We start from the raw sequence: 12,457 nt of genomic DNA on the forward strand, positions 1-12,457 counted from the left end.
ATGACAATCCACACCGTCAGGTCCGCCGATGGGCCGTCCATTGCGTTCGAGACCACCGGCAAGGGTCCACCGCTCATCCTGGTCGGCGGAGCGTTCTGCGACCGCACCGCGCCGACCTCGGGGACACCGCTGGCGGCCCTGCTGGCCCATCGCTTCACCGTGTTCAGCTATGACCGGCGCGGCCGTGGGGACAGCGGAGACACACCACCCCATGCGCTCGAAAGGGAGGGGGAGGACCTCGCGGCGCTCATCACCGCCGCCGGCGGATCCGCCGCCGTGTTCGGCAACTCGTCGGGTGGTCTCCTGGCCCTCGATGCCGCGGCGCGAGGACTCTCGATCCCCAAGTTGGTCGTCTATGAGCCTCCCGTCATCCTCGATGCGGACCGGGCCAGGGCGTTTGAAGGCCTCGCGACGCAGCTCGACGAGGCCGCCGCGGGGAATCGGCGTGCGGAGGCCGTTGAGCTGTATTTCACGAAGGTGATGCAGATGCCCGCGCCAGCGGTCGCGCAGTTGCGCAAGGCGCCGATGTGGGCGGGCCTCGAGCACCTCGCGCACACGCTGAGCTACGACCTCCTCATCACGGCCCGCGGCCCCTCGCGTCTCGAGCAGATGCCCGCCGTCCGTGCGGCGACGCTCGTCATGGACGGAGGCGCGAGCCCCGGCTGGATGCGTGAAGCAATCCAGGTCCTGGCACGGGCCATTCCCAGCGCGCGCCACCGGACGCTGGAGGGACAGACGCATGCCGTCGACCCGAAGGCGCTCGCGCGAGCGCTGGAGGAGTTCCTGGGCGAATGACTTCAAGCAGGTAGGTCCCGGTTCTGACCTATACTCAGGCGTCGCGCCCGTCGCTCCCTTCGTGCAGGAGGTCCGATGCCGTTCACGCCAGTTCCTGGAACCTATCCCATCCAATACACCTGGACGAACGGCGCCACCGCCGCGGTGAACAACCGCATCGCGGCGGTCCGTGGCGTCGCCACGGGTGGGGTCGGCGCGGCCACCCAGCTCTCCGCGAAGGACTGGGCCATCGCCATTGATCCGCGTGAATCCGCCGCGGGGGCGCCTCCGCGACCTATCGGCGTCGCCGTGAACGCGCGCTACAACACGCTGGGCGCCTGGGTGAACCGGGCGCCTGAGTCCGCCCAGGTCTTCGCGGAACTGGCGGACAGCGTCCGCCGGGCGGAGAGCGCGGACAGTCTATTGCCCACCGCGACGTCCGCGGCGCCGCTGGCCCACATGCCGGAGGCCACGACGAGCGCGATCGCGATCAACAGCGACATGACCGGCGACCTGTGTTGGCTCATCGTCGCCATGAAGCTCTGTCCCGACCTCGCGGTGGCGATCCGCATCGGGCCGACCGAGAAGCATCTGCGGGTCTGCTCCGCCATGATTGAGCAGCTGGTCGCGGCACGCCTGGGCCGGCGGACCATCCTCATCACCGGACCCGCGCCGGCCCCGGGCGCCCCGGTTCCGGGCTGGGCGACGGGCTCCAAGACGACGCACTGGCATCCTGTCCACATCGCCCGCGCGAGCCTGCCGCCGGGGACGAATGTCGAAAGCTGCTTGAGTACGTCACGCCGGGTCTTCGAGGCCGCGGTGGAACAGGCGATGGAGGAGCAGCGCTCGATCGCGGATGTCGCCTGTGAGTTGTTCGAGCAGACCTTGACGGAACGCCTGATGGTCACGGAGAAGAATGCCATTGATGCCGCGATCCGGGCCTTGACCCAGGCTCCTGGCTGCTTGAGCACCGCCGCCGGCTACATCCTGGTGGCCAACCGCGTCGAGGATTACAACTACCAGCACAACACCACCCCGGCTCGCCTCGCCGCGGTCGATGGCGCCCGTGGCGTTCGAAGGTTGGTGACCTTCGGGCGCCCTCCGGTGGGAGGTGGAGGCAGTCACATCGACCTCTATGCGAATCATGCCCGCACCGAGGCACAGCGCGCCTATTTCTGGGCCCGCCTCAAGGCGAAGATGCGGGAGCTGGGGCGCGATGTCGTGATTGTCGGGGGACGGAGTGGAACCTTCGATATCGCCTACCACTCGGGGGAGGAGCCCACCGGTGGAGGGTTGTGTTGGGACATTGCCGCGGCGGCACAGCGCGATCCCGAAGTCGATCGGCTCCAGCAACAAGCCGGCCCCTGCTGTAACAGCGGCCTGAGCCTCGCCACCCTCGCGACCGTCGCGTCGCAGCGCGACGCTGGCGCCGGCGCCGTGGGAGATATCGCCGCGAGGCTGACCGGTCTGCTTCATGGCGGACCGGGTGCGGTCCGCAATCCCATTCTTCCCCCCGGTCCCGCGACCACGGTGCCAGGTGCCGATAGCCAGGCGATGCGCAACGCGGAGGTGGGCCGCGCCGCCTTTGAAGCCAACACCGCGGGGAACATGATCTCCGCCCAGCTTGGAACGACGCTGAACCTGTCCGAGCAGATCGTCAGCGAGCTGGCCTGCAAGGAGGCCAACAGGGTACGTCCGGTGCTGCCGGGGGTGGCGTTGCCCAATCCCGCGGCGGCCCCGAAGCCCAGTCCCCATCCCTTCTTGTTCCGGTGCCCGTTCTGTGGCGACACGCAGCAACAGAAGAGCAAGTACCGGCGCCACCGTTTCTGGAACCGGCATTGAGCGGGTGGGGCTCCGCGCCGTGAAGCAGGGGGGCGCTATGGCTTGCGCTTCGGGGGATGGCCAGCGGCGGCGGCGGCTTCACGCAGTTTGTCCTTCTTGCTCTTGCGCCGGCCCTTCACGCCGCCATTCACATCCAGCGGCGGTGCGGTGGGCGCGGCCGTCTCCGTCGGCTCGAAGCCTGCCACCTGCTCACGCGCGACGGTGAAGTGGTTCCGCTTCTCGATGAGGCGGAAGTGGGCTTCGGTGTCCGCGCTGACGAAGCTGATGGCCACGCCCTGCTCGCCCGCGCGTCCCGTGCGGCCAATGCGGTGCACGTAGTCCACGGTCGAGCGGGGCAGGTCGTAGTTCACGACCGCGGGCAGTCCCGCGATGTCCAGGCCGCGTGCGGCGACGTCGGTGGCGACGAGGACGCGCACGCGCTTCGCCTTGAAGTCCGCGAGCGCCTGCGTGCGGGCCCCCTGGCTGAGCTCTCCGTGCAGCGACGTCGCGGGGATGCCGGCGCGGTTGAGCTTCAGCGCGACATGGTCCGCCGCGTAGCGGCTGGCGACGAACGCAAGGACGTGGGACCACGCGTGGGTCTCCAGCAGCTGCCGCAGGAGCATCGTGCGCCGGGGGGCATCCACCTGGATGGCCCGCTGGACGATGAGGTCCGCGGAGGGCAGCTCGCCTTCGTCGACGTCGATGCGCGTGGGCTCTTGCAGCAGCCGCTCCGCGAACGTGCGCACGGCGGCTGGGAACGTGGCGGAGAACAGCAGGTTCTGGCGGCGCGCGGGCAGGAGTGCGAGCAGGCGGTTGAGCTCGTCGGCGAAGCCCAGGGAGAACAGCCGGTCGGCCTCGTCGAGCACCAGCGTCTCCACCTGTCCCAGCCGGAGCGCGTTCTGCTCCACCAGGTCCAGCGCGCGGCCTGGCGTGGCCACGACGATGTCCGCGCCACCGCGGAGCGCCAGCATCTGCGGGTTCGCGGAGACGCCGCCGACCGCGAGGCAGGTCTTCAGCGGCTTCTTCAGGTGCCGGCCGTACTGTTGGATGGCTTCGACGATCTGGGCGGCGAGCTCTCGCGTGGGGACCAGGATGAAGGCCCGCACCGGCCGGACCGAGCCGCCCGGGCGCGCCCGCAGGGCCTCCAGGAGGGGCAGCAGGTAAGCGGCGGTCTTCCCCGAGCCGGTCTTCGCCGAGGCCTGGACATCGCCGCCGCGCAGCACCACGGGAATGGCCGCGCGCTGCACCGGTGTGGGTTCGTCGTATCCGAGTTCGGCCACGGCGCGGGTGAGCGCGTCCGACAGGCCGAGCGAAGCGAAGGTCATGGGAGGGGAGCCCTGGGGTGGCACGAAGCGCGGGCATCCTATAGCGGGCTTCAGCTCCTTGATACGCTCGCAGCGGCACTCCCACCTCCCAAGACAGGAACGACGCGTGACCTCCATGCCGTGGCGATGGCTCCTCGCACTGACCCTCACCGCTTGTGCAGGCACGGAGCCCGGAGGAGGGGAGGGGCCGACCGGAATGGAGTGCACCACGGAGCTGCGCCCCCACTTCGACGGCGAGGGCTGCTGCGGCGAGCCGGTCGGGGAGCCGCTCTGCTCCACCGGCACCATCGTGTTCTGCGAAGTGCGTGATGCCCGCTCCGAGCCCGTCGGCTGCTACTACAAACACAACAGCACGAAATTGCGCTGCACGAGCTGCCAGAACACCAACGACTGCGTAGCCGATGCAAACCGTGTCTGCGGGAAGTGAGCGCCCGGGCGTCCGCGCGGGTTTGCGCTCGCGGCACCCCTTCGTTAGCGTGCCCCGCCTTCTTCCGCCTCCTTGGGGCCTTCCGTAATGGCCATGCACCCCGTCCGCGCTGTCTGTGTTTCCCTGCTCGCGCTCCTCGCCTCCAGCTGCTCCAGTAACTCCTGCGAGGGCCCGCTGTGCGACATTCCGCCCAATCCCTGCGGAGCCGACCGGGACTGTGGCTGGCAGGGCATGGGCTATGAACCCCTGGCCGTGCCCACCGCGCTCCGTACGGGTGAAATCATCTCGGTGGGCGGCACCGTCCAGCCCCGCGCCTTCGCGCTCAAGGTCGACAAGGGCCGCATCCACACCTTCACCTGTACGGCGCAAGGCTTCGAGGTCTGTCAGGTGCAGTTCCAGGGCGAAACGGCCGGCGAGCCCGCGTTCGTTGAACAGGAGGGGCGCACGACGCGCGTCCATTTCCGCGTGACCGATGACCAGGGCGCCGCCGCCATCGTGACCGCGCTGCCCGCGGGCAGTACCGGCACCTTCCAGTACAGCCTGGCCGAGCGCGAGGACGACCACGGTCTGGACGTGGCCAGTGCCACGCGCCTCATTCCCGGTGAGGCTCCGGTCCAGGGCCTGCTGCAGGCGGGCCCGGACACGGACACGTTCGTCTTCGACGTGGCCGCGGGTCACGTCATCCAGGTGCGTTGCGCGGGGGCGTTCACGTCGGACATCCACAGCCGCCTCTTCGGCCCGGATGGACAGGAGCTGCTCTCCAGCAGAGCGCCCACGGGCCAGAGGTTCCAGGCCACGCTCACGGGGCGGCATGCCTTCGCGCTCAGCGGTTACCAACACACCGCCATTCCGTACACCTGCGGCGTGGAGGACGTAGGGGCGGACGACCACGGTGACTCGCCCGACACCGCGACCGTGCTGCCTGAGGCCAGCAGCATCCCCCTGAAGGGGACCCTGGAGCATGGCGGCGACCAGGACGTGTTCACCTTCCTCGCTCGCGCGGGTCACGCGTACGCGCTGCGCTGTGACACCCCCGCCTTCGGGCCCTGCCGCGACGCCCGCGTCCTCACGCGCAGGAGCGAGAACCTGCTCTTTCCAGTAGGCGTTGCCCGGGATGCGTGGCTCCAGGTGCGCGTGGAAGGAGCTGGCGAGTGGGGCGCGTATGCCCTCACGCTCCTGGAGCTGGGCATGGACCAGGGTACCGGCGCCCAGGACGCGGTTCACATCCTCGGCGACGTGCAGCTCACGGGCTACCTCACCCCCAGCGGCGACGTGGACTTCTTCCGCTTCGACGCGGCGGCAGGACACGTCTACAGCCTGGAGGCGGACGGCGCCTCCGTGGAAGCCGTCCACCTTGAGGCCCCGGGCTCCAGCCTCACCCGCTACGACATCGCGAAGGTGCACCACTTCATGGTGGACGCCGACGGCCCGGTGCTGGTGCGCGTCTTCGGTCCCCTGGCCCAGTACCGCCTGGACGTGCGGGAGGTGGGCGTAGACGACCACGCGGGCACCGCCATGAACGCGACGGACCTGGGCGCCGCGCTGAGCGCCACGGGTGTGCTGAACGCCTCCACCGACGTGGACTGGTTCGCGCTGACGCTGGAAGCGCGTCCGCATGCGTTGAGCCGCATGTCGCTCGACACGAAGTTCGACCTCTTCGAGGCCGATGGCGTGACGCCCATCCCCTGGGATGCGGCGTCCGGCGCCTGGGTGCCTCGCGTCGCGGGACGCCACCTGCTGCGGGCCGACATGTTCGGACGCTTCCAGGGCCCGGATGCCTACCGCGTTGAACTCCTTCCCCGCTGAGCGCCCAAGACCATGCGTGCCTTCTTCCCCCTCCTCCTGGCCACCGCGCTGCTGGCCGGCTGTGGCACCGACGAAACACCTCCTCCCTCCACCGGGCCCTCCCAGGACGAAGTGAACCGCGTGTGCGCCGGCGTGCACTGCACCGCGGGCTACTGCACGAGCGAAGGCGGGGTGGCGGCGTGCCGCTGCGGTCCCAAGGACCAGGAGCAGGGCTCCACCTGCGAGGTGGAGGAGGTGAACGACTTCGACGAGGTCCCGAACCCGGGTCCCCAGGAGCGCGGCCTTCCCGTGGTCGCATTGTCCGGCAGGCTGCACCGGCTGGACGTGGACAGCTTCACCTTCCTGGGCACGAAGGGCCTCACGTACCGGTTCACCTGCACGCCGGAGGGCTTCCAGTGGTGCGACCTGTCCGTCGTTCCCTGGCCGACGGCGTATGACCGTGGGCTCGTGACCTACGAGGGCCGCGACACCGTGCTCACGGTCACGATGACCGTCACCCGGCTGTACACCGCGTCTGTCGCCGCGTGGCCCGGGCGCTTCTCCACGGAGCGCGGCACGTACACGGTGTCCCTGGTGGAGGTGGGGGATGCGGAAGGGCACCCGGACGTCCAGGCGAATCCCATCCCCACGGACGGCACGCCCGTCAGCGGCCACATCGACTTCCGGGGGGACGAGGACACGTTCGCGTTCACCGCGCTCGCGGGGCATGTGTACCGGGCACGCTGCTCGGGCCAGGACCTGACGCCGGCCATCGAGTCGCTCATGCCCCTGGAGGCGTGGCGCAACTTCGAATGGGAGGAGGGTGGCAGTGGCACGGCGGTGGTGAAGCTGAGGGCCGGAGCGCACCGGCTGCGGATGGGGTCCCATGCGGCCCGGGGCACCGCAGCCTATCAGTGCACCCTGGAGGACCTGGGCGCGGATGACCACACGGACGAAGCGGACGGGGCCACGGCGATGCCGGCCTTCGCGTCGGAGCTGGAGCTGAAGGGCGCGCTGGAGACACGCTCCGACGCGGACTGGTTCAGCTTCCCCGCGAAGGCGGGCCACGCGTACGACCTCGTCTGCGACCGCGCCACGCAGTTCGTGTGTGCCTCCAGCTTCATCGCGATCCCCACCACCCTCCCGACGCCGAAGGCAGAGGTGCTCCCGGTTGCTCTGAAGGAGGACGGCCTGCTGTGGGTCCAGGTGTCCAACCCGCTGCGCAGCGACAGCCTGATGAATCCCCGGGGGCCCTATGCGCTCCGGATCGTGGACCTGGGGCCGGACCAGGGCTCGGGCGTGGAGGACGCGGTGCCCGCGAGCGTCGGTGTGCCCATTCCGGGCGTGTTCGCGCCGCACAATGACAGGGACACCTTTCGCGTGAACGTGGAGGCCGGGCACGTCTACCGCCTGAGGCTTGCTGACTGGGCGGTCTCCTCGGCCTTCGAGGCCTACCGGCCGTCGGAGCCGGGCCGGAACCTGATGCTCTTCAACCTCCCGCCCAAGGAGTTCTTCAAGTCGACCCGCTCGGAGCCCATCGTCTTCTCGGTGGGCGGCGTGCAGGGGCCCTACGTCTTCACCATCGAGGACGTGGGGCTGGACGACCACGCGGACGCGCTCGAGGACGCCACGGTCTTGCCCGCGTCGAGGCTCTACGCCGAGGGATGGATCGACACGTCGTATGACGCGGACTGGTTCGCCTTCGACCTGGAGGCGCGAGCGTACGAGGTGCGCGGCCCTCCGCTGGGGAACGGCTCGCCGGTTTGTGCGCTGTTGGAGGCGGATGGCGTGACGCCCGTCCCGACGCAGGCTGTCTCCGGCGACGTGCGGCCGAACGCTCCGGGCAGGTACTTCCTGCGTGTGGGCCACCCCGGCATTCCGGCCTCGCCCGGGGGCCCCTACCGCTGGGAGCTGCATCCGCGCTGACGCCCCCGCATCCCTGGCCGGGCTCGGCAGGTCAGGGGCGGGGTGGGGCGTCGCCTGATCTTCCTTACGTCGCCGGGTACAGCACCTGTCGCCCCCGCAATTGCGCGAAGGCGGTGAGCCGGTGCGGCTCCACGCGAGTGGGACTCGTGATGTGCGTCACCAGGACGCCCCGCGCCCAGAGCGCATCCGCCACCAGCGAGCGATGGCAGCGCCAGCGCAGCGCCTCCGCGCACATCAGTGCCACCGGCCCCCGAAGCGCCACCTCGCGCAGCGCCTCCAGACCCTGCGCGAAGTCCTCCGTCAGCATGTAGTCCGCGTAGCCGCGAAAGCTCAGGTTGCGCCAGGCCGCGTTGGGCGAGTCCTTGCGCGCACGCCGCAGCCCGCCGAGCGCCGCCAGGTGCAGGTGCTCGACTCCCACCTTCGCCAGCGTCTTTCCCAGCACGTCCACGTTGAACTGCGGGTTCGTGCGGGAGCGCGGCACCGTGCGGATGTCCACCAGCGTCCGCACGCCGTTCGCCCACAGCATCTCCACCAGCTCCTCGATGGTGCGCGTGGAGTGGCCCAGCGCGAACACCTGGACGCCGCTCCACCCTCTCGCTCGCCTCGGCATCCCCATCATCGGTCCTCTCCAATGTTGGACATGGGCCAGCGCCCGACAAGGCCACTCGCTTCTAGCGAAGCGCCGCGAGGGCCGCGCTGACCTTCGCCACCGTCACCGACACGGGCGTCGTCACCTCCGGAGCGAAGATGGCTACGCGGAGCTCCTCGAAGGCCCACCGTAGATCCTGCGCCGCCTCCTGATCACGCACGGTGGCGCGCCTGGCGAGGAAGGACTCCCACAGGGGAGTGAAGGGCGCGGCCTTCGCTGCGTCCTTGGCGGGGTTCGCCACCGCGCGCGCCAGCCGTGCCTGGGCCGCGCGGAGGTAGCGCGAGTAGTTCAGCAGGCGCGTGAAGGGAATCCACTCAATGAGCTTCGCGGGGAACAGGTGCCCGAGCTGCGCGCGGATGTCCCGCACGGCCGCCGCACCGCTCGGCCCCTTGGAGGCTGCCTTGAGTGCGGCGAGCGTCTCAGCAAGCTCCGCGGAGGTGGCTACGACGACGTTCGCCCAGTCCCGGGCCGTCTGCTCGATGCGCTGTGAGCCCTCCTGGAGCAGCGCCTCGAAGGCCGCCTTCGTGCGGGGCAGCGGCGCACCCGGTGCGAGCTTGAACGCATCGTCGACGCTGCGTGCGAGGACGAGCACCCGGAAGGCGTCCGCCTGGCCCCGCGCGGGCGGCGCGCCGTCCAGGGAAGGGAAGGGCAGCGGCATGCGCGCGGCGCTGACGGCCACGTGTCCGCGCGCGGCGAGCATCAGGAGCCGGCGCACCCCCGTGCGCGTGGCCGCTTCGGCGGCGGCGGCGGTCTCCAGCAGCACCAGGTCCACGGCAGCGCCCCGGTCGACAAGCGCGGGATAGCTGCGGACCTCGAGCCCGCCGACCCGCCGGGTGACCACGGAGGGCAGCTCGCCGAAGGTCCAGGCGGTCAGCCCCTTTCGCTCCCAGTCCGAAGTCGGTGCAACGCTGCGCAGCGCCGTCCGTGCACGTCCCCCGTGCTGCTCGAGCAGCGCGTCGGCGTCGCGGCTGCGCGCGAGCTCCTTTCCCCGCTCGTCGAGCACCCGGAGCGTGATGCGCAGGTACGGTGGCACGGCATCCGCGCGGAAGGACTCCTCGGGCACGTCCACCCCGCACAGCCGGGACACCGCGCGCGCGAGCGCTGGAATCATCGGCCCGCGGAAGGGCACGAGTTCCTTTTCAAGACGGTCGACCAGGTCCGGCAACGGCCCCAGCTGCTTGCGCTGGGCGCGGGGGACCTGCTCGAGCAGGGCGGTGAGCTTCTCCCGCTGCCACCCGGGGATGGTCCAGTCGAGCTCCCCCGGGACCAGCTGGGCGAGCAGCAGCAGCGGCACGCTCAGAGTGATGCCGTCGTCCTCGGCCGAGGGGTCGAAGGTGTACGTCACCGGCACGGACGCCCCGTGCAGGGTGATGGCATCCGGGTAGCGCGCCGGCGACAGGCCCGGGTCGTGCGAGAGGGCGTCCTCCATCGAGAGGACGAGCACGTCGGGGTCGGCCGCCTCGGCCTTGCGGCGCCAAGCCTCGAAGCCCGCTCCGTCCGTCACGTCCTCCGGGACGCGCTGGTCGAAGAAGTCCAGCAGCGCCTCGCTGTCGAGCAGCTCGCTGCGCCGGGCCTTGTCCCGCAGGCGCGCCACGCGCTCGAGCACCTCGCGGTTCTCCTCCTGGAACGCCCCCCGGGTGCGGTACTCGCCGCGCACCAGGGCATGCTCAAGGAACATCAGCCGTGCCCGGGCGGGGTCCAGGCGGTCCAGGGGCACGGGGCGCTCCTTGAAGACCTGAAGCCCGAAGAGGGTCGCGTTCTCCTTCACGATGGCGCGCGCGGACTTCTCCGACCAGTGCGGTTCGGAGTAGCTGCGCTTGAGCAGGTGGGGCGCCGCCGCCGCGAGCCACTCCGGGTCGAGCTTCGCCACGGTGCGCGCGAACAGCTGGGACGTCTCCACGAGCTCGAACGCCATCACCCAAGCAGGGGGCTTCTTCGCGAGCGCCGACGAGGGGTGAACCGTGAAGCGCGTCTGCTTCGCGCCCGTGTAGTGGCGCTGCTCCGGATTCCACTGGCCGATGCGGGACAGCAGCCCGGTGAGGAGCGCCTGGTGCAGCACGTCCCCGCGTGCCGGGGCGCCCTGGCCCTTGCGCGGCAGGCGCAGCTCGCGGACGGTCTCCTCGAGCTGGCGCTGGACGTCCCGCCACTCGCGCACCCGCAGGAAGGACAGGAAGTTGTCCCGGCACACGCGCCGCAGGTGGGACGTCCCCCGGCCCTCGGCCTCGCGCACGAACGCCCACAGCTTGAGCAGCCCCGTGAAGTCCGAGTGCTCGTCACGGAAGCGTCGGTGCGACTCGTCCGCCTTCTGCGCGAGCTCCCGTGGCCGCTCGCGCGGGTCCTGCAGGTTGAGCGCCGCGGCGACGATGAGCACCTCCTCCAGGCACCCGTACTCAGCGCCGGCGAGGATCATCCGCGCGATGCGCGGGTCCACCGGGAAGCGCGCGAGCTGGTGCCCGAGCGGCGTCAAGGTGCGCTCCTTGCCCTCGATGGCCCCGAGCTCCTCGAGCACCCGCCAGCCCTCGGCGATGGCCCGCGGCTGGGGCGGGTCGAGGAAGGGGAAGTCCTCGACGTCACCGAGGCCGAGGGACTTCATCCGCAGGATGACCCCCGCGAGCCCGGTGCGCTTGATCTCCGGGTCGGTGAAGGCGGGCCGCGTGGTGAAGTTCACCTCGTCGTAGAGGCGCACGCAGATCCCCTCGCGCACGCGGCCGCAGCGCCCCTTGCGCTGGTCGGCGCTGGCCTGGGAGACCGGCTCGATGTGCAGGCGCGTGGTGCCCGAGCGTGGGTCGTAGCGCGACAGGCGCGCCACCCCCGTGTCCACGACGTAGACGATCCCCGGGATGGTGATCGACGTCTCCGCGACGTTGGTGGCGAGGATGACGCGTCGCTGGGGGATGGTGGCGAAGACGCGCGACTGCTCGGCGGCCGACAGACGCGAATACAGGGGCTGCACCACCGTGCCGCGGAGCTCGCGTGCGTTGAGGGCATTCTCCGCCTCGCGGATCTCCCGCTCCCCGGGGAGGAACACGAGGACGTCCCCGTTCGGATCGAGCGAGAGCACGTTGGCCACCGAATCGGCGACGGAGTCGGCGAGCTCGTCGTCCTCGGGGGGCGGCTCGTAGAGCACGTCCACCGGGAAGGTCCGGCCCTCCACCTGGATGACCGGAGCCCCGCCGAAGAATTGCGAGAAGCGCTCGGTCTCGATGGTGGCCGAGCTGACCACCACCTTGAGGTCGGGGCGCCTGGGGAGGATGCGCTTGAGCCACCCGAGCAGGAAGTCGATGGTGAGGCTGCGCTCGTGGGCCTCGTCGAGCACGATGGTGTCGTAGCGGCTCAGGAGCGGGTCGCTGTGGATCTGCGCGAGCAGGACGCCGTCGGTCATGAACTTCACGGCCGTCCGCTTGGACGAGCGGTCCTCGAAGCGGATCTGGTAGCCGACGTCCGTGCCCAGCTCCGTGCCGAGCTCGCGAGCCACGCGCGCCGCCACGCTCGTCGCGGCGATGCGCCGGGGCTGGGTGACGCCAATCTGGCGCGGGCGGCCGCGCCCCATGGCGAGCAGGACCTTCGGCAGCTGCGTCGTCTTCCCCGAGCCGGTGGCCCCCGCGACGATGACCACCTGATGGGCGGAGATGGCCGCGGTGATGTCCTCCACCCGGCTCGAGATGGGGAGCTCGGGGGGGAAGCGCAGGGTGGGCAGGCCGCCGGGGGAGGGGGAGGGTGAGTCGCCGGACATGGCGGTATGGACTAGCA

General features: G+C 70.5%; 8 protein-coding genes. 5 read left to right on the forward strand and 3 right to left on the reverse strand.

Annotated features, from left to right (window positions below):
* Together NR792_RS03760 and NR792_RS03765 are read left to right on the forward strand one after the other, a co-directional pair.
* Positions 1-795 carry an alpha/beta fold hydrolase gene (locus NR792_RS03760; RefSeq protein WP_375758692.1) on the forward strand — a complete coding sequence of 265 codons (795 nt, stop codon included), beginning with the start codon at positions 1-3 and terminating at the stop codon, positions 793-795.
* A 75-nt stretch (positions 796-870) separates the two neighbouring features.
* Positions 871-2,616, forward strand: a complete 1,746-nt coding sequence (locus NR792_RS03765) for a hypothetical protein (protein ID WP_375758693.1) — start codon at positions 871-873, stop codon at positions 2,614-2,616.
* Between the two features lie 35 nt (positions 2,617-2,651).
* Here the strand turns inward: NR792_RS03765 and NR792_RS03770 are convergent, their stop codons facing one another.
* Positions 2,652-3,920 carry a DEAD/DEAH box helicase gene (locus NR792_RS03770; protein ID WP_375758694.1) on the reverse strand — a complete coding sequence of 423 codons (1,269 nt, stop codon included), beginning with the start codon at positions 3,918-3,920 and terminating at the stop codon, positions 2,652-2,654.
* 196 nt (positions 3,921-4,116) lie between these two features.
* Here NR792_RS03770 and NR792_RS03775 point away from each other — a divergent pair, with 196 nt between their 5' ends.
* The 3 genes from NR792_RS03775 to NR792_RS03785 all read left to right on the forward strand — a co-directional run bounded on the left by NR792_RS03775 (position 4,117) and on the right by NR792_RS03785 (position 8,058).
* Positions 4,117-4,347 carry a hypothetical protein gene (locus NR792_RS03775; protein ID WP_375758695.1) on the forward strand — a complete coding sequence of 77 codons (231 nt, stop codon included), beginning with the start codon at positions 4,117-4,119 and terminating at the stop codon, positions 4,345-4,347.
* Between the two features lie 231 nt (positions 4,348-4,578).
* Positions 4,579-6,153, forward strand: coding sequence for a hypothetical protein (locus NR792_RS03780; RefSeq protein ID WP_375758696.1), 1,575 nt, complete (start codon positions 4,579-4,581; stop codon positions 6,151-6,153).
* A 12-nt stretch (positions 6,154-6,165) separates the two neighbouring features.
* Entirely contained in the window at positions 6,166-8,058 is a 1,893-nt protein-coding gene (locus NR792_RS03785; protein ID WP_375758697.1) for a hypothetical protein, read from the forward strand.
* 64 nt (positions 8,059-8,122) lie between these two features.
* Here the strand turns inward: NR792_RS03785 and NR792_RS03790 are convergent, their stop codons facing one another.
* Both NR792_RS03790 and hrpA read right to left on the reverse strand, forming a co-directional pair.
* Positions 8,123-8,668 carry a DUF488 family protein gene (locus tag NR792_RS03790; RefSeq protein ID WP_375758698.1) on the reverse strand — a complete coding sequence of 182 codons (546 nt, stop codon included), beginning with the start codon at positions 8,666-8,668 and terminating at the stop codon, positions 8,123-8,125.
* Between the two features lie 61 nt (positions 8,669-8,729).
* On the reverse strand, positions 8,730-12,440 hold the full coding sequence (hrpA, locus tag NR792_RS03795) for an ATP-dependent RNA helicase HrpA (RefSeq protein ID WP_375758699.1): 3,711 nt from the start codon (positions 12,438-12,440) through the stop codon (positions 8,730-8,732).
* Positions 12,441-12,457: the final 17 nt, after the last annotated feature.

Origin of the sequence: Corallococcus exercitus, assembly GCF_042231735.1 — a bacterium.
Classification (GTDB): domain Bacteria; phylum Myxococcota; class Myxococcia; order Myxococcales; family Myxococcaceae; genus Corallococcus; species Corallococcus exercitus_B.